The organism is Rhodococcus sp. NPDC057135 (assembly GCF_042670865.1).
GTDB lineage: Bacteria > Actinomycetota > Actinomycetes > Mycobacteriales > Mycobacteriaceae > Rhodococcus_F.
Genome location: NZ_JBHUUU010000004.1, coordinates 506236 through 526610 on the forward strand (window position 1 = coordinate 506236; position 20375 = coordinate 526610).

The following is a 20375-nucleotide window of genomic DNA, read 5'->3' on the forward strand; positions in this document are numbered from 1 at the left end:
TTACTTCTCCAAGTAGTACATGTAGTCGGCGACGTTCTCCGGAGTCACGATCTGGGTGGGAACGGGGATGTTTGCCGGAGCGCCGCGGCCACAAGCCAGGTCGATTGCCGAATTCATTGCCTCGTGGCCGAATTCGAAGGTGTTCTGCTGGACCACGCCTTTAAGCCAACCGGCTTTGAGTCCGCCTACCGCCTGATCCGAAAGATCCCAACCGACTGCTTCGATGCGATCCTGCGCCTTCTGACTGTTGACCGCCGCGACGAGTCCGATCAAGGCCGGCTCACCGGTTGCGTAGACGTACTTCATGTCGCCGCCGCCGGTCAGCAGGTTCTCCGCTGCGGTCTGTGCGTTCTCCTGAATGTTACGTCCGTCCACGACGGTGCCGACGGTCATTCCTCGGCCGGTCACGGTCTCGGTGAAGCCCTTCTGCCGCTCCAGTTGGACTGTGCTGTTGAGCGCGCCGACGATACCGACCGTTCCGGTGTTGTTCGCGACATCGGCCAAGGTGTTTCCGATCTTGGCACCGCCCTCTGCGTTGGCCGTACCGACCTGAGTCGACAGTGCCGGATCGTCGATGGTCGCGTCGACCGCGACGACCGGGATGCCCGCGTTCTTGGCCTTGACCACCGACGGCTTGATTCCGTCCGTGTCGATCGCGTCGACGATGATCGCGTCGACACCGGCGGCGATCAGATTGTCGAAAGCATTGGCCTGTGCGACGGAATCGTCGTTGCCACTGATGATCTGCAGGTCGACGCCTGCCTTGTCCGCGACGTTCTTCGCGGCATTGTTGATCTGGTTGAAGTACAGCGCCTGAAGGTTGATGGTCACGAGACCGACCTTGAGCTTGCCGTTCGTCCCGTCACAGCTCTCGGCGACCCGGGTCGGCTGCGGGACGGACGAGCCACCCGATGCGTCTTTCGAGTCACTCGACGACGCCGAGTCACAAGCGGTGAGCGTGAGCGCGACTGCAGCTCCCAGCGCCAGAGGCAAAGCACGTTTCATCATCGAGTCTCCAAAAGGGTGTGAGGGGTCAATGTTGCTGTGAAGCTGTCCAATTCATCTCGGGTGGGGCATCCGCGGGGTCCTGCGGTGGCGCAAGCCAAGGCAGCCGAGGCTCCCGCGAGTCGTGCGGCGTCCACCGGTGAGCGCCCGGCATCGATGAAAGCTATGTACGTTCCGCCGAAGCAATCACCGGCCCCGACTGCATCGACGACGTCGACCACCACTGCCGGTTCGCTCGTCACCTCGCCGTCCGGTGTAGCCAGTGTCCAACCTCGCGAACCGTCGGTCACCAACAGGTGGGTGTTGTGCTCGGCGGCCAGTGTCTGCCACTGATCGAAATCGATCCCGAACTCGCCTTCCCACAGGGAGCGCCCTACGACCACGTGATCAGCGAGTGCGAACGCCCGCATCGCTGCGGTCTTGTTTTCACAACCGTCCAGATCGATTACCAGACTTACGCTTCCCGGCAGTACGTCGGGGAGATAGACCGCACGGTATCCGTCGAGGAACAGTCGCCCACCACCGGCAGCGGCCAATCGTGTGATGACAACTGCGATGCGTTCGGCATCGTTCGGGTCGTCCTGACTGATGATGGAGCGATCGCCATCCTGCGCGATGAGAACAACTGCCGTCGACAGGAACGCATCTCGCGGCGCCCAGCTGGTGTCTACACCGTCAGCCTCGAGAGTGTCGAGAAACTCGGTGGACCGCGCATCCGGGCCCACGGCACCGGCAAAGATCACCTGCGCGCCCATTCGGGCTGCGGATACCGCAGCATTTGCATTCATTCCACCGTCGATCTGACTGATGGCCGTTGCCTGCACGCGCTCTCCGAGCACCGGTACATGTGGAACATGTACCGTCACATCGTTGTTGGCGTATCCGCAAAAGACAATCATGGTTACTTTCCTGCGGCCCGGGACAGTTCACGAACCTTCTCGCCTGCGACCCGCCCCCACCAGCGTCCATTGTCCTTCACCGAAGATGCAACTATGGCGCCGTCGCATTCCTTCATCAGTGCAGCGACGTTGGCGGCTGTGATACCGGATCCGATGATCACCGGAAGAACGGTGTTGTCGCGGATCACGGACACTTCGTCGACCGAAGCGGCGTCACCGGTGCGCGAACCCGTCGCGATCAGGACGTCCGCGTCGAAGAACTCGGCGTCTTCGGTCTGCTCCGCGACAGTCCGGTCCGCAACAATGGCGTGCGCACCGTGCTTGACGTGCACGTCAGCGAAGATCCGGACCGGGTCGGCGCCGATGCGATGGCGAAAGCGCGTCGTCTTGGCGGCCTGGCCCTCGATGAATCCCTCATTGGCAATGTAGGCATTGGCCCACTGATTGACGCGCACAAAACTCGCGCCTGCCGCCCATGCTGCGGCCACTCCGCACTCGCCGGCGTTGGACAGGATGCTGACGCCGACGGCCTTGCCGAACTCGCCGACCACCGCTGCCGTGATGACGCCCATGCTGGCGGCGGTCTCGTATCCGTGTTCACCGGGCTTGAGGAACGGTATGTCCCAGTGATTTTCGACGATCACACCGTCGAAACCGTTGTCGACGTACGCGTGTGCTTCCTCCACAGCGAAGCGAGCAATTTCCGAAACTGGCTGCCCGGTGTAGTGCGGGCTGCCCGGCAGAGCAGGGAGGTGGATGGCCCCGATCAGAGAAGGCGTGCCGGTGAACATCTCTGCCAACGCCGAGGGCTTGGGCGGAAAGACTCCGAGCGGTGATGCGGTCACTTCAGCTACCCCATTCCATGCGCAAGATTTGCGCTGTATGTCCATGCACAAGATCTGCACACGATGTAATCGATTGCCTTGATGAATTAGCAGGTTATGCGATCAACACCGGGTTGTGTCAAGGATTTCACAATTCGAATTTGTAAACGATTGCCTTAATCGCGTTACATGCGGGACACTGGACCGTGCGGTTCGATAACCTCGGACCCGAATCGAGCAGAAAACGGGGGGATGCATGCGCAAGGCGACCATTCGCGATGTCGCGGAACTGGCCGGGGTGTCGACTGCCACCGTGTCGCGGGCACTGTCCGGATCCCGCCCTGTCTCGGACGAGCTTGCAGCGACGATCAAACGAGCCGCGGATTCTCTCGGATACTCGGGAAACATCATCGCCAGCTCGCTGCGTCGTAATCGGACTGACACCGTCGGCATGGTGGTTCCGAGTATCGCGAACCCTTTCTTCACTTCGTTGGTGGTCAATGTCGAACACGTCCTCGCGCAGCGCGGACTACAACTGTTCCTGTGCGATTCTCGTTCCGACCCCGACGTGGAAGCGCAGCGACTGAAGTCGCTCGTCTCGCGGCAGGTGGACGGAATCATCATCAGCCCGTGCCACGGCGAATTGAGTGCCGAAGCAGTCCGAGCCAGCGCGGCAACGCTTCCGGTCGTTCAACTGGACCGGTTTGCCATGGATACCCAAACGGATTGGGTCGGTGTCGACGACGACGCCGCACAATCACTCGTGATGGAGCATCTGTCCGAGCGCGGCGCGCGATCGGCCGCCTTCATCAGTTCCGAGCTGACCAATTCGTCGACCGAACTTCGCCGGGCCGGATTCTTCCGCCATGCGGATCGGATGGGCATCGAAACTCGTGACGAGTGGACACAACTCGGCGAATATTCGATCGAATGGGGGCGCACGGCGTCCAACACCATCCTGACCGGCAAGACTCGCCCCGACGCCTTGGTCTGCGCCGACGACCTGATCGCGCTCGGCGTGCTGCAGACCTGCCACGCATTGGGCATCGACGTCCCCGGTGACGTTCTGGTCACCGGTTTCGACAACATCCCCTTCTCCGAACTGTGCAATCCGCCGTTGACCACCGTCGGACAGCCGCAGGAAAGAATCGCGGAAGAAGCTGTGCGACTTCTGGATCAGGCGATGAACAACTCTTCCGAGTCGACAGCCCACATCGCGCTTGCTCCTGAACTGATTGTCCGTCAGTCCACCGTCGGCCAAGCAGCGGCCACCGCACCGTAAGCAGCAATTGCATCGTCCAGTTCCGAGACCGTGACGCTTTCGTTGGCCGCATGCATCAGCGAGGGAGTGCCCGGCCCCCAGATAACGACGGGAGCTCCTGGGGCGGCCGCTGCCAGCACCGAAGCGTCGGTGAAGTACGAAACCGGTTCGGTTGCAACAGGGATCGGCAAGGTGGCCAACCACGGATCCGACGCGTCGGTACGCACACCGCCCAGGTGAATCGACGTCTCTACCGAGTCGACCTCCGGTTGGGCGCGCCACCATGCGAGCAGGTCTGCGCCGTCTCCCACCGTGCGGTGATCGATCACCGCACGTGCACTGTCCGGCACGATGTTCGGAGCCGAACCCCCGCCGACCAAGCCGAGGTTCCAGGTTTCGGCACCCAGGAACGCGTCCGACGACAGCGGAAGCTCACGTCGAGCTCGGTCGACGACGTCGAGCAGTTTGAGGACGGCGTTTGTTCCTCGCTGCGGCGTACTTCCGTGCGCGGCTTTTCCTTTGACGGATACCTCGAGCCACAGTGCACCGCGGTGCCCCAGGTTGATTCGATTGCCCGTCGCCTCGGGAACGATGACTGCCCCGACCTGGAGATTGGCTACGGCGTCGGCCGAACGAACCGCACCGAGCGATCCGATTTCCTCGTCGCTCGTCAGCAGCAGTGCGACCGGAACTCCACGTTCGAAGGCGTCGACAACCGCGGCAGTAGCGGCAACAAGGCCGGCTTTCATGTCCGATGTTCCTCTGCCGAGGAACAATTCGCCGTCGACCTGCGCGGCATAGGGATCGAACTCCCAGTCGGAGACAGTGCCCACCGGCACCGTGTCGACGTGGCAGGCGAACAGCAGTCTTGCCGCCGAGGGTGTTGCTTCGTTGGTGATCAAGGCCCAGGGATGATTGCCGGTCAGATCCGACTCCACCTTTGCCTGCGGAGCACGCGAGAGCACCAACGAGACAATCGAATCCATGGCTCTGCGCTGGGGAGCTGCCTCTCCGGAGACCGTGTCGAGGGCTACCAGTTCCGAGAGAAGACCGAGAGAATCCATGCACCCATTGTTGCACTGTCGCGAATTCAGTGCGTTGCCAGCTGGGCGACGACGATGTAGTTGTCGGGCGTCGACTCCCCCTCGACGACATCACAATTGGCGAGAATCAGCCGTCCCGGAACGGATTCGCGCAACTCGTGTGCACCCAGCAGCGAACCTTTGTGCAGCGGCCCGACGGTTTCGACGTCGTACTCGAGCACTCCGTTCGGTGTTTCCAGCAGGACGCGATCACCTGGCTCCACTACGCGTAGCGCTCGGAACGGTGCTTCGCGAGTGGTGTAGTTGTGCCCGACGACAACAACGGTCTGTGTGGTCGAGGTTCCCGGCAGTCCGCTCTCGCCCCACCACACCGGCAGCTCGTCGACCGGATTCAGCTGCTGTCCACTCTCGCCGCCGCGCATCAGTTTCTCTGCGTGCAACGGACTGCTCAGGTACGTAGCCCCGGACGCAGACCTCAATTCAATCCGTTCCGGTTCGGCCGGGTCGACGTTCACCGAAGCCGGTGCAGCCGCGATGTGCGACTGCACCGGCGAGCGGTCAGGTAGCGATCCCGAGTTCTCGCCCGAACATCCGGATACGAGGAGTGCGAGGATCGCTACCGCCGAGAGGCCGGCGCTACGCAGACGTGCTGCCCGGACCGTCATGACGCTTGCGACGAACAACCACCGTCGTAGCTGCTGCGGCTGCGGCGCCCACGACTCCGACGCCGATCAGCACAGCAGGCAGATTGGAACTGCTGCTACCGCTGGTGCTACTTGCAGTGTCACCGAGAGCAAGATCGACCGGGGGCAGGCTTCCGGCAAGTGCCGGATCACCGTCGGCGTCGGTGACGTAGTAGTCGACGACGTCGAAGGCGCCCTTGTTGTTGTAGTAGCCGACCAGCTTCACGCCGGTCTTGTTCACTACAGCGGTGGTCTCGTCTACCTTCGTGACTCCGGAACCGTCGTCAGTGTGCTCACCGATGATCACTTCACCGCCGACGCCTGTTCCGTTGTCGATCTCCTTCTCGCCCTTTGCCTTGAGCTCGTCGACGATCTTCTGCGCTGCATCCGCTTCGGCCTTTGCGGCTGCAGCTGCGGCCTGAGCTTCCTTGGCCTTTGCAGCTGCGACGTCGGCTGCGGCCTTCGCGTCTTCGGCCGCCAGGTAGAGATCCTGTGCCTTCTTGCTCGCGGCTTCGGCAGCTTCAGCCTTCTTGGCAGCTTCGGCAGCCTTTTCGGCGGCGATTGCTCGCTTGTCGGTGGCCGCCTCCCCTGCAGCATCGGCCTCAGCCTGGGCCGTCTCTGCGGCCTTCTGTGCAGCGTCGGCGTCCTTCTGCGCAGAAGCTGCGGTAACAGCAGCTTCGTCTGCGGCCTTACGGGCGGCGGTGGCAGCTTCTACCTCGGTTGCAGCCGCGGACTCGGCTGCCTTGGCGGTGGTTTCGGCGGCGGTGGCCACCTTCTGAGTTTCCTTGACGGTGATCGCGAGCTGCTTGGCATTCCAAGCGGCGGCCAGCGCCTGAGCCTTTGCGGAGATCGCCTTCGCGATGTCCCAGTTCTTGAGAGCTTCCTGTGCTTCCTTGTTCTTGTCCGCTACCAGTTTGGCGTTTGCATCTGCGGCAGCCTTCGCCTCATCTGCTTTGGCCTGCAGAGCGTTGGCCTCGGCGCGCGCCTTTGCTGCCTCTTCGGTCTTGGTCCCCGAACCGGCGGCCTTCGCAGCTTCCTCGAGTTCGGCAGCCTTGGCTGCGGCAGCGTCTGCTTCTGCCTGCGCTGTTTTTGCTACCTCTTTGGCGTCGGCCGCAGCGGACTCCGCAACCTTGGCCGCCTCTTCGGCTTGCTTGGCAGACTGTTCTGCTGCTCCGGCCTCAGCCTTGGCCTGGGTCGACTCGACCGCCGCCTTGGTTGCCTCGACGCTCGCCTGAGTCATTGCCTCGGTCGCCTTCACCGAAGTGTCTGTCGCTGCGGACGAGTCGACCCCTGCTGTTGCGGCTGCTTCGGCGGCCTTCGCTGCAGCGTCGGCTGCGGCTTTGGCTTTTGCTTCGGCTTCCGCCAGTGCTGCGGCGTCCGTCCCCGCGGTTCCGGCAGTACCTGCTTCTGCAGCGCCGGCTTCGGCCTTCTCGGGCGCGGTCTCGGTGCTTGTCGCCGCGTCGGCGTCGGCGTCAGTGGTGGGAACTACTTCTTCCTCGCTGCAGGTCACCAGCGGATCTGCGCTCGGCGTACACACGGTTTCCGGTTCTGCCGATGCAATTCCCGTGCCGCCCACCGCCAATCCGAGAGCGAGTACGGCACCGGCGGCCGCAGAGCGGACCCTCCGAGAATGGGCGATGGACTTCTCCGACATAGCGCTCAACCTTTCGGCCTTCTTTATGAAGACGGCAATTCCGGCGTGGACAGCCTTTACTTCGTCGGCTGAGTTCCAGACGTTACGACCGGTCGGTCCGAAAAGTTGCGAGCTAGTGTTCGGCGAGCGGAAATCAGGACCTTGGAACCCGCCCCATCAGGTAGAACTCCGGATTGGGCAGCATGCCGGAAAAACTCGCCATTCGGTTACTGAGGCCGAAAAAGGCAGTGATCGCCGCAATGTCCCACGCATCCTCGTCACCGAAGCCGTGTTCACGGAGAGCGTCGAAATCGGCGTCGGCGATTTCATGAGAGGCGGAGTTCACCTTGGTGGCGAAGTCGAGCATCGCGCGCTGACGATCGGAGATCTCCGCGGTGCGATAGTTGACCGCAACCTGATCGGCAACGAGCGGCTTCTTCTCGTAAATTCGCAGAATCGCGCCGTGCGCGACAACGCAGTACGTACATTTGTTGGCCGCGGAGATCGTGGTGACGATCATTTCTCGATCACCCTTGGTGAGCGCGGAATCTTCCCTGAGCATGATCGCGTCGTGGTACGCGAAGAACGCCCGGAATTCGGCTGGGCGACGAGCGAACATCAGGAAGACGTTGGGCACGAACCCCGACTTCTCCTGGATCTCGAGAATCTTGGTGGCGATGTCCTCGGGCACCTCGGTCAATTCAGCCTGCGGAAAACGGGTGCTCACTGTGCCTCCTGGTCAACCAACGATGTTCGATTCAAGATAATGATGATTAACTGAGTTGTCCAGATGCATTTCCTGCCCTACTTTTTCGGGCACGGATAGTCGGGTACGACCGAGGCGATCTGCGTAGCGTGAAACCCGTGAACAGGAAGACACGATGATCGACGGACTGAACCGCGCGCTCGAATACATCGAAGGCAATCTGAGCGGCGAGATCGACACAGCCGAGATGGCAAGGCTGGCAACCACCTCGGAGTATCACTTCCGAAGGATGTTCTCGGCCCTCGCTGGCATTCCTGTGTCGGAGTACATCCGTCGTCGTCGACTCACCCTGGCCGGTGCGGAGTTGTCGGTCAGCAGGTCAGGAGTGTTGGAGACAGCCGTGAAGTACGGGTACTCGTCCGCGGAAGCCTTCACACGAGCGTTCACCACATTTCACGGCGTGAGTCCCGGCGCAGTCAAACGCGCTCCCGCCGTTCTCAAATCACAACCGAAGCTTGTCATTCACGTGACGTTGGAAGGAGCCACACCGATGGACTACATGCTTGTGGACAAACCTGCCTTGACGGTAGTCGGATTCAAAACCCGGGTACCGCTGGTTCACGAAGGCCCCAATTCTGCCATCGAAGATTTCACCCGCACCGTGGACAAGGTCGCGCTGCGAGGGCTGCGCGAGCTGTCCGATCAAGAACCGGAGGGAATCGTCAGTGTTGTCGACAATTTGGCGCATCCCAGAACCGAAGGCACAGAACTGGATTACTACCTGGGAGTGGTCACCGGCAAACCTTCACCCACGGGTTTCGCTGCGCTTTCGGTCGACGCACACACGTGGGCCGTGTTCACCGCCGACGGATCGGCAATCGAGTCTGTGCAGTATCTGTGGCGAGACATCTACACGGAATGGTTCCCGGCCAACCCTTTTCACTCCGTGCCTGGTCCCGAGATAATGCGTACCGAGTACAACGACGATTTCACCGTCGCACGATTCGAACTTTGGATTCCGGTGGAGAGCGAACTGAACGAAGTCGGGGCGTAATGCAGCCGCCGGGTCGGTTGAAAGTCACGACCCGGCGGCTGAGTACTTCAATGAAACGAATTGTCAGATAATCAGTTTCGCGCCGGTGGCAGCAACCACGTCGTCGACGCCGATGCCCGGCGCCGTCTCCACCAGGCGGAGACCGTCGTCAGTCACGTCGATCACGGCCATGTCAGTGATGATTCGCTGGACGCAGCCCTTACCGGTCAACGGAAGTGAGCACTCCTCGACGATCTTGTGCTCGCCCTTCTTCGACACGTGCTCCATCATCACGATGACGCGCTTTGCGCCGTGGACCAGATCCATCGCGCCGCCCATGCCTTTGACCATGTGGCCGGGGATCATCCAGTTCGCGAGATCGCCGGTGGCACTGACCTGCATGGCACCGAGAACGGCAACGTCGACCTGACCGCCACGGATCATGCCGAACGAAGCGGAGGAATCGAAGAACGACGCACCGGGAAGAACGGTGATGGTCTCCTTGCCCGCATTGATCAGCTCGGGATCGAGTTCGTCCTCGGTGGGGTACGGCCCCACGCCCAGAACGCCGTTCTCCGAGTGCAATACGACGGTGATGTCGGTCGGGAGGTAGTTCGGAACCAGCGTCGGCATGCCGATGCCGAGGTTCACGTACTGCCCGTCCTCGAGTTCGCGCGCGACGCGGGCCGCCATCTCTTCACGGGTGAGCTTGGTGGGTAGTACAGAAGTCATGCTCGTACCGTCCGATTCTCGATGCCGACCGTCACCGGGCCGACGTGGACAACGCGCTGAACGTGAATGCCGGGCGTGTGGATCTCGGCGGGGTCGAGTTCGCCGGGCTCGACGAGGTGCTCGACCTGCGCGATGGTGATGCGACCCGACGTTGCTGCAGCCGGATTGAAGTTCTGTGTACTCGCGCGATAGACGAGGTTGCCGTGCCGGTCACCCTTCCAGGCGTGAACCAGTGCGTAGTCGGCGACGATGCCGCGCTCCATCACATAGGTGACGCCGTCGAAGTCGCGAGTTTCCTTGGGCGGACTGGCAACTGCGATGCCGCCGTCGCCGTCGTAGCACAGTGGCAGGCCACCGTCGGCGACCTGGGTGCCGACGCCGGCCGGGGTGAAGAACGCGGGGATGCCGGCTCCCCCGGCGCGCATGCGCTCGGCGAGCGTGCCCTGCGGCGTGAGTTCGACTTCCAGCTCACCGGAAAGGTACTGACGCGCGAACTCCTTGTTGGAGCCGACGTACGAGCTGACAGTACGACGGATACGCCCCTTCTCCAGAAGCACTCCGAGCCCGAACCCGTCGGTGCCGCAGTTGTTGCTCACCGTTTCGAGTGATGTCGCGCCCTGCTCGAGGAGCGCATCGATGAGGATTTCCGGCACTCCGACGAGTCCGAAACCTCCGACAGCGATCGTGACGCCGTCCGGCACGTCGGCGACGGCCTCGGCAGCAGTGGGAATGACTTTGTCCATCATGTCGATCACAGTAGCGCGGCGCGTACGTATTGTGAACCCCCGTGCGCATCACGAACATTTTTCACCCCCGGCATTGCCTGGGTCACATTCACGAACTATTCTGTTCGCAGAGCGCAACACATGTACACATTGCGAACACCTTCACGTAACCGAACGACGAGGTTCCCTATGCTGCATCTACCGCCGAGGTACCAGCGGCCGACTGGCGTCAACGCCCCGGCCGATTTCGCGGACTACAAGACCACTTCCCTTCGCCACCCGAAGCAACCGCTGAAGCTGCTCCCCCAGCGCCTCACGGAGCTCACCGGGCCGGTATTCGGCGAAGATCGCGTCGGAGCCGGCGAAAACGACCTGACCATCGCCAACGGCGGCGAAGCACAGGGACAGCGCATCGTCGTTCACGGGCGCGTACTCGACGGCGACGGAAAGCCGGTCCCCCACACACTGCTCGAGGTGTGGCAGGCCAACGCCGGTGGACGCTACCGCCACACCGGCGACAACTGGCCCGCGCCACTGGACCCGTTCTTCAACGGGCTCGGTCGCTGCGTGACCGACGCGAACGGCCACTACAGCTTCACCACGATCAAGCCCGGCGCCTACCCGTGGATGAACCACGACAACGCCTGGCGACCGGCCCACATCCATTTCTCGCTGTTCGGCACGGCATTCACGCAGCGCCTCGTGACGCAGATGTACTTCCCCGATGATCCGATGTTCTTCCAGGACCCGATCTACAACGCGGTACCCGAAGCAGCACGTCACCGCATGGTCAGCGTCTTCGACTACGACGCCACAGTCCCCAACTGGGCTCTCGGGTTCCGCTTCGACATCGTCCTGCGCGGCCGTAATGCCTCCGTATTCGAGAACGAGGAAGACCACGATGACTGACAGGCAACCACCTACGTACCCCGTCGTCCCCGGCGACTTCACCACCGCCCCCTTCGGGGTCACGCCCTCTCAGACCGTCGGACCGTACTGGCACATCGGTCTCCCCTGGACGGACGGCCCCGACGCCGCCCCGGCCGACGCTTCCGGACGAATCACGCTGGCCATCACGGTGATCGACGGCGCCCGCACACCGGTCGCCGATGCGATGATCGAAACATGGCAGGCCGATACGCTCGGACGCTTCAACCATCCGGACGACCCCCGCGGCGCAGTGGACCTCACTCCGACGGGTTTTCGCGGATTCGCCCGCAGCGCAGCGGATCCCACAGGCACCGCACTGGTTCACACCGTCAAACCCGGAGCGCAGCCGACTGAAACGGATGTGGACGAAGCCCCGCACGTCAACGTGTCGGTCTTCGCTCGCGGCATGCTCGACCGCCTGGTCACCCGCTTGTACTTCCCCGAGGACACCGACGCACACGCAACAGATCCGGTGCTGTCTTCACTGAGCGAAACCGAACGCGCGAAGTTGGTTGCAACCAAGGTCGACGGTGGGTACTCCTGGACGGTCTATGTTCAGGACGAGGACGCGAACGGCGTCGAGACGCCCTTCTTCGAACTGTAAGAGGAGTACACATGCCCACTCGCGGCGCACTGTTCGATCCGGTGTTCGGGGCCACCCGAGTAGCGGAACACCTGTCCGACCAGGCGTGGGTCACCGCGTTGCTCGACGTGGAAGCCGCGCTGAGTTGCGCGATGGCCACCGTCGGATTGGCGGACGGGGAACATTGCGCCGCGGTGGCTGCTGCTGCGGCCGAACTCTCCCAACCGGGTGGTCTGGACATCGTGGCGCTCGGCCGGGCGTCGGCAGCCGGTGGAAACCCTGTCATCCCGCTGGTGAAGATGCTTCGCGAAAGGGTGGGACAGGAAGGTGTGCCTGCCTCCGTGGTGCATCCGGGAGCCACCAGCCAGGACATCATGGACTGTGCACTCATGCTGTTGACGCGACGCGCGGGCGCGGTGGTTCTTGCCGACCTGACACGCGCCGCCGATTCCGCCGCACACCTCGCCCGCCTCCATCGCTCCACTCCGATGGTCGCGAGAACTCTGGGCCAGCAGGCACTTCCGACCACTTTCGGCCTCCTGGCCTCGAGTTGGTTCACGGCACTCGACGCCGCCGCGATCCGCCTCGAGATCGTGCTGTCCACGTTGCCGGTTCAGTTCGGCGGCGCCGCAGGCACACTCGCTGCGTTGTATCCCGACGGGCTCAGGATCGCCGATGCACTGGCCGACGAACTCGGCCTGGCCAGGCAGGTCACTCCCTGGCACACCGACCGCGTGACCATCGCAGAACTCGCGACCACGCTCGGTATCGTCGCCGGCGCTGTTTCCAAGCCCGCCACTGACATCACCGTCATGGCGTCCACCGAACTCTCCGAGGTCGCCGAAAGCGCTCCGGGCGGCTCATCGGCCATGCCGCACAAGCAGAATCCCGTCGCGGCCATCACCGCCCGCGCCGCAGCGCGACGTGCTCCCGCACTGGTCGCCACAGCCCTGTCGAACATGGATCACGAATTCGCCCGCGCTGCAGGCCCCTGGCACGCCGAGTGGGAAACCGTCACCGAACTCCTGCGTCTGGCAGGCGGAGCAGCGCACCAGCTTTCCGTCAGCCTCACCGGCCTGCAAGTGCACACCGAGTCGATGGCACGCAATCTCGACATCACCGGTGGCCTGATTCTCGCCGAGCGGGTCACCAAGGCACTGTCCGCGCACACCGATCGAGCACGCGACATCGTCACAGCGGCAGCCACTTCCGGAATCAGGTTGGATCGTGATCCCGCCATCGCCGAGCACCTGAGCGAAGCGGAGATCGCCGAACTACTCGACCCCGCACACTATCTGGGCCACGCCACCGATCTGGTCGACCGTGCCCTCGCCGAACGCCCTACAGGAGGATCTCGATGAGCGTCGCGCTCAACTTTCAACAGACCGGCAATCCTGATGCTCCCGCAGTAGTTCTCCTGGGTTCACTCGGATCCGATCTGTCCATGTGGCAGCCGCAGATTCACGCGCTGTCGAATCGCTACCGCGTCATCGCCGTCGACCATCGCGGCCATGGCAAGTCACCGGTACCTGCCGGCCCCTACTCCATTGCCGATCTTGCCGGCGATGTCATCGCTCTCCTCGATACGCTCGAACTCGAGTCCGTACATCTCGTAGGGCTCTCCCTCGGCGGCGCCGTCAGCCAGTGGATCGCCGCACACCACCCCACTCGCGTCGAGACGTTGACCTTGATGTGCACGTCCTCGCAGTTCGCCCCGGCTCGGCCATGGATCGATCGTGCTCAGGCTGTCCGAGCGGACGGTATCGCGTCCATCGCGGCCGCCGTCGTCGGACGCTGGTTCACGCCGGGATTGGCCGAGAACGATCCGGAGCTTGTCGCCCGTCACGTCGCGATGGTCGAAGCTACACCCGACGAAGGCTATGCCGCCTGCTGCGAGGCACTTTCGGTGTGGGACGGCCGCGCCGACCTGGCCCGCATCGTCGCTCCGACGCTCCTCGTCGCGGGCGAGCAGGATCCGGCGACGCCTCCGGCGACGTTGAGCGCGATCGCCGACGGTATCGCCGATGCGGTACTGCACGTGGTCGATCCGGGCGCACACCTCACCAACGTCGAACAGGCCGGGCGCGTCACCAAACTACTTGCCACGCATATTGCCTCGCACACATCTGCGCTCGCCCAACGTAGCGCCGCGGTGTCGGCCGGCATGACCGTACGACGCCAGGTGCTCGGCGACGCCCACGTCGACCGTTCCATTGCCGGTGCCACCGAGTTCACGGCCCCTTTCCAGGACTTCATCACTCGCACGGCGTGGGGTGACATCTGGTCACGCCCCGGCCTCGATCACCACACCCGCAGGCTCCTCACCCTCGCGATCCTCACTGCCGTCGGCAACGAACACGAACTCGACATGCACATTCGCGCTGCGCTGCGCGCCGGGATCGATCCCGACGAACTCGTGGAAGTATTTCTCCATACCGCGGTCTACGCGGGTGTGCCGAACAGCAACTTGGCTTTTGCGCTGGGAAAGCAAGCACTCGCGGACCTCTCGGCCGAACCTGAGGAGAACGAGACAACATGAGTGAGAACAGCAGCGAGCAGGCGCCGGGACCGTCCCCGGACTACGTGCAGTCGCTGGCCCGTGGGCTTTCCGTCATCAAGGCTTTCGACGGTGAGCACCCGCGTCGCACCCTCAGCGAGGTTGCCAGGCACACCGATCTCACGCGTGCGACCGCTCGCCGCTTCCTGCTCACACTCGTCGAACTCGAATACGTACGTACTGACGGTTCGGTGTTCTGGTTGACGCCTCGCGTCCTCGAACTCGGCTACAGCTACCTGTCCAGTCTGTCTCTCCCCGAGATCGCCGGGCCGCATCTGGAAGCCTTGTCCGCCAAGGTCCGTGAATCCACGTCCGTGTCGATCCTCGACGGTGACGACGTCGTCTACGTGGCCCGAGTTCCGGTCAGCCGCATCATGACGGTGTCCATCACCATCGGCACGCGCTTTCCCGCCTATGCGACGTCCATGGGCAGGGTCCTGCTCGCGGGCCTACCCGACGACGCATTGGACGCATACCTCGCCCGAGTGTCCTTCGCCCGCCTGACCGGCAAGACCATCTCCACGTCCGACGGACTGCGCGCCGAACTCGAGAAGATTCGCGCCGACGGATTCGCGATAGTCGATCAAGAACTCGAAGAAGGTCTGCGCTCGCTCGCCGCACCCATCCGGGACGCAACCGGTGACGTGGTCGCGGCCGTCAACATCTCCACCCAGGCTGCCCGCTACAGCGCCGAAGCTGTTCGCGATGAACTGGTTCCGGCCGCAGTCGCCACCGCAGACGCCATCTCCGTCGATCTCGGACGTACTCAGTCGTCCAACAATCACTCGGCAGCTACTCGCTGACCGGGCAGACCCAAGGAAGAACCAATGCCTGACGTTGTCATCTGTGAACCGCTCCGCACCCCTGTCGGCCGCTTCGGCGGTGTATTCCGCGACGTTGCCCCGGAAGATCTCGCCTCGACGCTGATCACCGAACTCGTCACGCGTACCGGCATTTCCGGCGCGGAGATCGACGATGTCATCCTCGGCCAGGCTTCACCGAACGGTGAGGCTCCGGCGATCGGACGCATCGCGGCGCTGAACGCCGGTCTAGGTGTGGACGTTCCCGGCATGCAGGTCGATCGCCGGTGCGGGTCGGGGTTGCAGGCAATCATCCAGGCTGTCATGCAGGTTCAGTCCGGTGGCAGTGATCTGGTCCTCGCCGGCGGTGCCGAATCGATGAGCCAGGCCGAGTTCTACGCGACCGGAATGCGTTGGGGCGTCAAGGGTGAGGGTGTTGCACTCAACGATCGTCTGGCCCGCGCCCGCATCACAGCCGGTGGACGCGACTTCCCGGTCCCCGGCGGAATGATCGAAACGGCAGAGAACCTGCGCGCCGAGTTCTCCATCAGCCGCGAAGATCAGGACGCACTCGCGGTGCAGTCCCATCAGCGTGCCGTCGCAGCACAGAAGAACGGCGTCTTCGCCGAGGAAATCGTTCCGGTATCCGTTCCGCAGCGCAAGGGTGAGGCCCTCCTCGTCGACACCGACGAGCATCCGCGCGCCGACACCTCGATGGAATCGCTTGCGCGCCTTCGACCCATGCGCGGAAAGATCGACCCCGACTCCACTGTCACCGCAGGTAATGCCAGCGGGCAGAACGACGGCGCAGCACTGGCGATCGTCACCACCGTCGACAAGGCCCGTGCGCTCGGACTGCGACCGCTCGCACGCCTGGCGAGTTGGAGCGTTGCGGGCGTTCCCCCGCGCACCATGGGCATCGGCCCCGTGTCGGCGTCGGAGAAGGCACTCGGCCGCCTCGGACTGACCCTGGCCGACATGGATGTCATCGAACTCAACGAAGCCTTTGCGGCACAGGCACTTGCAGTCCTGCGGACCTGGAAGCTCGAACCCGACGACCCGCGCATCAACCCCAACGGCTCCGGCATCTCCCTCGGGCATCCGGTCGGTGCCACGGGTGGACGAATCCTGGCCACCCTGTTGCGCGAGATGGACCGTCGCGAAGCGCGTTACGGCCTCGAGACGATGTGCATCGGCGGCGGGCAGGGCTTGGCTGCGGTCTTCGAGCGCCTGTCCTGATCAAGCCCCGACGTGTGCAACGCCGGGGTCTCCGAGCTCGCCTCGTAGACCGTCGAGAAAGACACGCAACAGGTCGGTGAGTTCGGCCTGCTGCTGCTCGGAAAGAATCGACGTCAGTTCGGCTTCACGTCCGAGAACTCGGTCCACCAATTGCTCCACCAGCTCGTGGCCGGCGGCGGTGAGTGTCACGAGCACAATTCGTGACCCCTCCGCGGCGGGAGATCTCTCCACCAGACCCGCGTTCTCCGCGCGCGCGAGTCGCTGCGAGATCGCACCGGCCGTGACTCCGGTCTGCTCGGTGATCTGGCGAGTCGTCAACTGATACGGCTCGCCGGATCGCCGCAGGACACTGAGTAGATCCAGTGTCGCCGTATCCGCGCCGGCCGAGGCCAGTACCCGTCGGCGATCTTCCCCCAGCAGCTTGGCGCACATCCACAGCCTGGTCACGATGCCGATACCTTCTACGGGCGTGCCCGGCCTTTCGCGAAGCCAGGCCAACGCAACCGCGTCCACCGCGTCGTCCGGGTTGTAGTCGCCCACCACTGCACACCTCGTTTAGCTCTAAATGATACGTTCTTCGTATAGGTCTAAACGTAGCTCACGGAGGTAGACATGACACGCACAGTTCTGGTAACCGGCGGCGGAACAGGGATCGGGCGCGCAGTAGCGGCAGCGTTCGCCCGAGACGGAGACACAGTCTTTGTCACCGGCCGACGCACAGAAACACTCGAAAAGACCGCACAGGCGTTGGGGGCCGATGTTCACGCCGTGACGTGTGACAACTCCGACCCGAAAGACCTGAAACAACTGCAGGATTCGCTTCCCGGAACCATCGACGTCGTCGTTCACTGCGCCGGTGGCAACACGGACTTCGACCGCGAAGCACCGTCAGATCTGGAATCCCTGGCCGCGGCGTGGCGTGCCAATCTGGACTCCAATCTGATCTCGGCAGTGTTGACCACGGCCGCAGTTCGCGATCGAATTCCCAGCGGCGGTGCCGTCATCACCATCGGATCGATCGCCGCCGACAAGGGTGCGGGTGCGTACGGCGCCGCCAAAGCCGCAGTTGCGACGTGGAATATCGATCTGGCCGCCGAACTGGGCCCCGAAGGCATCACGGCGAACATCGTCTCCCCCGGTTACATCGCTGACACCGAGTTCTTCCGAGATTTTCTGACGGACGATCGTCGCGCGATGTTGATCGAATCCACCAGCACCAAGCGCGCCGGAACGCCGGACGACATCGCGTCGGCCGTCCACTTCCTTGCCTCACCGGGTGCCCGGCAGATCACCGGTCAGGTATTGGCAGTCAACGGGGGCGAGAGGACCAGTCGCTGATCAGGCCAGGTGACGCTCGAAGAACGAGTCGATGCGTTTCCAGGCATCCTGCGCTGCAACAGGATCGGGACCGATTCCGAGGATTCGCTCCAGCGGACGAAGGACCTTGGGTCCGGCCTCCGCGTCGTTGAGGAACGCGTGGCCGGCTGTGGGGTACTCCTTGACGTCGTTCTCGATACCGGCATTGCTGAGCGCCGTCTCCAGTTTCGTTGCGGCGCCGCGGAGCGAGAAGTCCTTGCCTCCGAAGCTCCCGACGACCGGGCACGAATCCACGACGGCCTCATCGAGTTTGCGTGGAAGCTGGCCGTAGTTGACCGAGGCGGCGTCGAAATCTCCGGCGCTGACCATCGCGAAGCCACCACCCATACAGAATCCGATGACACCGATCTTTCCGGTGCAATCCGGGGATTCCACCAGCCAACTGCGAGCGACTTCGATGTCGGTGAACGCCTTGCCGTGCCCTCGAAGCATCGACGTCATGGTGGGCACGAGGCACCGCTTCGCCCCACCCGCGCTGTACAGGTCGACGGCGAGCGTCAAGAACCCAGCTGCGGCCAGTCGCTTGGCTTGCCGCTGCATTACCTCTTCGAGCCCGAAGGCCTCGTGAATCATCACTACCCCCGGCCACGGGCCGGGGGTAGTGGGTGTTTCGAGTATCGCTCGCAGCGGTTGTGATCCGCCGACTACTGCGGCGCGGCCCGTCAGATCTATGTCCACCATGTCTCGATGCTAGGCCGAGGTAGCGTCCGCAGGCTCGGAAGCGAGGTCAGGCGAGCTGTTTCCCCTGGCCTGCCGCGAGTCCGGTCAAGACCTCGGCGAGCTGCGGCAAAGCGTAGGGTGCGCTCAGTGGACCGAAATTGTCGACGAAGGCATTCGAGAGCAGAAGTTCGACAGGCGCGTAGGCTCGCGCCTTCACCGCGGGGAGGTTCTGGAAGACTGCGAAGTTCTCCAACCTCGCAGTCGCCTCCGGATCAGAGGCGAGGCTGAGCAGAATGTCTGCGGGCGCGAGTACTTCGGCCTGCTCCATCGACAGCGCAGCCATCTGCTCGGCGTTGTATCCGCGATAGTTGAGTCCGAGTTCGCGCAGCAGAACCCCGGGCGCACTGGCATCACCTTGCACGTACAACTGGTCGCCGTACATCGAGCCGATCATGATCGCCTTGCCACCCAAACCGTTCAGCGAAGCGGCGGTATCGGCGATGAGAGCGTCGGTCCGGGCGATCGCTGCGGTAGCGGCCTCGTCGACAAAAGCGGCCTGCCCGACCGTGGCGACGCCGTCACGCCACGACGTGGTCCAGTCCAACGCCACGACAGGCGCGATCTGACTGAGCTTCTCAGCCGCCGGTTCGAGATAGGTCTTCATTCCGATGATGAGGTCCGGCGAGTAGCGCGCGATGATTTCCGGGTTGATTTCGCCTGTGGTGTCGAAGCTTTCGAGATCAGCTATCCCAGCGGTACTCTGCCACGGCAGAGCGCCGCGGTCCCACGCTCCAGTATTGCCGTAGGCGACTGGGTGAACGCCGAGCGAGAGCAGGAATTCGAGATCCGTGAAGTCGCTGGCAACAACGATCCTTTCCGGCTTTCCCGAGATCGTCGTGGTCCCGAGCGCGTTGATCACCTGGCGTTGCTCGCCGGCGTCAGCGGCATCTGACGACGTCGAACAACCCGCAAGCATGGCCGCCGCCGCCGCTGCGCCGACACCGAAGAATCCACGGCGATTGAGCTGATCCACAAGGTCAGCAGTCGTGGGTGATTCGCGAATCGTTCCGTACACGTGCGCACTCTCCTACTCGGCGTCTGCTGCGCGCGCCGAGGGCACAGCGAATGAGAGGTTAGCCCACCCTCAGCTCCCGTGGGGTCCCTACGTTGTCGACTTCGAGCGATCCGAGCGCGAGAACACAGCTGGGCAGCTTCTCGCTGGTCTAGCCCCGCAGGCTGGCATGCGAGCCACGAGTCCAGGCCGTCGACGGATTGATCAGACAAGTGCTGAAGATCGGTATCCCTCCTCCTTGTCGGCCCCTGACAAACTCGCTTCTGCACGTCGCCCACCGTTCGACTTGCGCGGCATGGGAGGATAGACATATCGAGATCGGGACTTCGATGTGAGGGCCCGGATCGAGTTTGTAGGGAGTATCGGTATGGCACAGGGCATCGTGAAGTGGTTCAACGGCGAAAAGGGCTTTGGTTTCATCGCTCCCGACGACGGAACACCGGACGTGTTCGTTCATTACTCTGAAATCTCGGGCAACGGCTACAAGTCGCTCGACGAGAACCAGCGTGTGGAGTTCGAGGTTGGCCAGGGCCAGAAGGGTCCTCAGGCCACCAATGTGCGCGCTGTCTAATCACTGACACAAGAAGAGGGCCGCACCCGCAAGGGCTGTCTC

General features: G+C 63.1%; 22 protein-coding genes. 10 read left to right on the forward strand and 12 right to left on the reverse strand.

What is annotated here, in order from left to right:
• The 3 genes from ACFT1A_RS10580 to ACFT1A_RS10590 are packed head-to-tail and all read right to left on the reverse strand — an operon-like array spanning position 1 to position 2749.
• Complete coding sequence (locus ACFT1A_RS10580) at positions 1-1008, reverse strand: substrate-binding domain-containing protein (protein WP_124569148.1); 1008 nt, start codon at positions 1006-1008, stop codon at positions 1-3.
• Positions 1005-1904, reverse strand: coding sequence for a carbohydrate kinase family protein (locus ACFT1A_RS10585; RefSeq protein ID WP_378446935.1), 900 nt, complete (start codon positions 1902-1904; stop codon positions 1005-1007). Before ACFT1A_RS10585 ends, ACFT1A_RS10580 begins: the two co-directional genes overlap by 4 nt.
• Before the next feature lie 2 nt (positions 1905-1906).
• Positions 1907-2749 carry a BtpA/SgcQ family protein gene (locus tag ACFT1A_RS10590; protein ID WP_003940276.1) on the reverse strand — a complete coding sequence of 281 codons (843 nt, stop codon included), beginning with the start codon at positions 2747-2749 and terminating at the stop codon, positions 1907-1909.
• A 235-nt stretch (positions 2750-2984) separates the two neighbouring features.
• Between ACFT1A_RS10590 and ACFT1A_RS10595 the strand changes: the two genes are divergently transcribed.
• Complete coding sequence (locus tag ACFT1A_RS10595) at positions 2985-4010, forward strand: LacI family DNA-binding transcriptional regulator (RefSeq protein ID WP_019745496.1); 1026 nt, start codon at positions 2985-2987, stop codon at positions 4008-4010.
• Here ACFT1A_RS10595 and ACFT1A_RS10600 read toward each other — a convergent pair.
• The 4 genes from ACFT1A_RS10600 to ACFT1A_RS10615 all read right to left on the reverse strand — a co-directional run bounded on the left by ACFT1A_RS10600 (position 3971) and on the right by ACFT1A_RS10615 (position 8075).
• Positions 3971-5053 carry a M20/M25/M40 family metallo-hydrolase gene (locus ACFT1A_RS10600; RefSeq protein WP_378446936.1) on the reverse strand — a complete coding sequence of 361 codons (1083 nt, stop codon included), beginning with the start codon at positions 5051-5053 and terminating at the stop codon, positions 3971-3973. The two genes, ACFT1A_RS10595 and ACFT1A_RS10600, sit on opposite strands and share 40 nt — an antisense overlap.
• A 26-nt stretch (positions 5054-5079) precedes the next feature.
• Positions 5080-5697, reverse strand: coding sequence for a sortase domain-bontaining protein (locus tag ACFT1A_RS10605; protein WP_378446937.1), 618 nt, complete (start codon positions 5695-5697; stop codon positions 5080-5082).
• Entirely contained in the window at positions 5669-7369 is a 1701-nt protein-coding gene (locus tag ACFT1A_RS10610; RefSeq protein ID WP_378446938.1) for a hypothetical protein, read from the reverse strand. The genes ACFT1A_RS10605 and ACFT1A_RS10610 overlap by 29 nt, the downstream gene beginning before the upstream one ends.
• Positions 7370-7502: 133 nt before the next feature.
• Positions 7503-8075, reverse strand: a complete 573-nt coding sequence (locus tag ACFT1A_RS10615) for a peroxidase-related enzyme (RefSeq protein ID WP_378446939.1) — start codon at positions 8073-8075, stop codon at positions 7503-7505.
• Positions 8076-8229: 154 nt separating this feature from the next.
• On the opposite strand from ACFT1A_RS10615, the gene ACFT1A_RS10620 reads away from it, so the two are divergent.
• A complete protein-coding gene (locus ACFT1A_RS10620) occupies positions 8230-9108 on the forward strand; it encodes a GyrI-like domain-containing protein (RefSeq protein WP_378446940.1) in 879 nt (292 codons plus the stop codon).
• 63 nt (positions 9109-9171) lie between these two features.
• Here ACFT1A_RS10620 and ACFT1A_RS10625 read toward each other — a convergent pair whose 3' ends face one another.
• Entirely contained in the window at positions 9172-9819 is a 648-nt protein-coding gene (locus tag ACFT1A_RS10625; protein WP_378446941.1) for a CoA transferase subunit B, read from the reverse strand.
• The gene (locus tag ACFT1A_RS10630) at positions 9816-10562 is read right to left on the reverse strand and encodes a CoA transferase subunit A (protein ID WP_378446977.1); all 747 of its coding nucleotides are present in this window, start codon (positions 10560-10562) and stop codon (positions 9816-9818) included. Before ACFT1A_RS10630 ends, ACFT1A_RS10625 begins: the two co-directional genes overlap by 4 nt.
• Positions 10563-10733: 171 nt before the next feature.
• Here ACFT1A_RS10630 and pcaH point away from each other — a divergent pair, with 171 nt between their 5' ends.
• From pcaH to ACFT1A_RS10660, 6 genes are read left to right on the forward strand one after another with little or no spacing between them, the layout of a single operon-like run.
• The gene (gene pcaH / locus ACFT1A_RS10635) at positions 10734-11453 is read left to right on the forward strand and encodes a protocatechuate 3,4-dioxygenase subunit beta (protein WP_007730015.1); all 720 of its coding nucleotides are present in this window, start codon (positions 10734-10736) and stop codon (positions 11451-11453) included.
• Positions 11446-12078, forward strand: a complete 633-nt coding sequence (pcaG, locus tag ACFT1A_RS10640) for a protocatechuate 3,4-dioxygenase subunit alpha (RefSeq protein WP_378446942.1) — start codon at positions 11446-11448, stop codon at positions 12076-12078. The genes pcaH and pcaG overlap by 8 nt, the downstream gene beginning before the upstream one ends.
• 11 nt (positions 12079-12089) lie before the next feature.
• A complete protein-coding gene (pcaB, locus tag ACFT1A_RS10645; protein WP_378446943.1) occupies positions 12090-13418 on the forward strand; it encodes a 3-carboxy-cis,cis-muconate cycloisomerase in 1329 nt (442 codons plus the stop codon).
• Positions 13415-14596 carry a 3-oxoadipate enol-lactonase gene (gene pcaD, locus ACFT1A_RS10650; protein ID WP_378446944.1) on the forward strand — a complete coding sequence of 394 codons (1182 nt, stop codon included), beginning with the start codon at positions 13415-13417 and terminating at the stop codon, positions 14594-14596. Before pcaB ends, pcaD begins: the two co-directional genes overlap by 4 nt.
• On the forward strand, positions 14593-15417 hold the full coding sequence (locus tag ACFT1A_RS10655) for an IclR family transcriptional regulator (RefSeq protein ID WP_378446945.1): 825 nt from the start codon (positions 14593-14595) through the stop codon (positions 15415-15417). Before pcaD ends, ACFT1A_RS10655 begins: the two co-directional genes overlap by 4 nt.
• 24 nt (positions 15418-15441) lie before the next feature.
• Positions 15442-16653: an acetyl-CoA C-acetyltransferase gene (locus ACFT1A_RS10660; RefSeq protein ID WP_378446946.1), complete on the forward strand. Its 1212-nt coding sequence runs from the start codon at positions 15442-15444 to the stop codon at positions 16651-16653.
• Here the strand turns inward: ACFT1A_RS10660 and ACFT1A_RS10665 are convergent, their stop codons facing one another.
• Positions 16654-17193, reverse strand: a complete 540-nt coding sequence (locus ACFT1A_RS10665) for a MarR family winged helix-turn-helix transcriptional regulator (protein ID WP_378446947.1) — start codon at positions 17191-17193, stop codon at positions 16654-16656. It lies immediately after the preceding gene.
• Positions 17194-17265: 72 nt separating this feature from the next.
• On the opposite strand from ACFT1A_RS10665, the gene ACFT1A_RS10670 reads away from it, so the two are divergent.
• Positions 17266-17991, forward strand: coding sequence for an SDR family NAD(P)-dependent oxidoreductase (locus tag ACFT1A_RS10670; protein WP_378446948.1), 726 nt, complete (start codon positions 17266-17268; stop codon positions 17989-17991).
• On the opposite strand, the gene ACFT1A_RS10675 is transcribed toward ACFT1A_RS10670, so the two are convergent.
• Complete coding sequence (locus ACFT1A_RS10675) at positions 17992-18711, reverse strand: dienelactone hydrolase family protein (protein WP_378446949.1); 720 nt, start codon at positions 18709-18711, stop codon at positions 17992-17994.
• 46 nt (positions 18712-18757) lie between these two features.
• Positions 18758-19765: an ABC transporter substrate-binding protein gene (locus ACFT1A_RS10680; protein ID WP_378446950.1), complete on the reverse strand. Its 1008-nt coding sequence runs from the start codon at positions 19763-19765 to the stop codon at positions 18758-18760.
• Positions 19766-20129: 364 nt separating this feature from the next.
• Between ACFT1A_RS10680 and ACFT1A_RS10685 the strand changes: the two genes are divergently transcribed.
• Positions 20130-20333 (forward strand): cold-shock protein, encoded by a 204-nt coding sequence (locus ACFT1A_RS10685; protein WP_003939930.1) that lies wholly within the window; start codon positions 20130-20132, stop codon positions 20331-20333.
• Positions 20334-20375 lie beyond the last annotated feature (42 nt).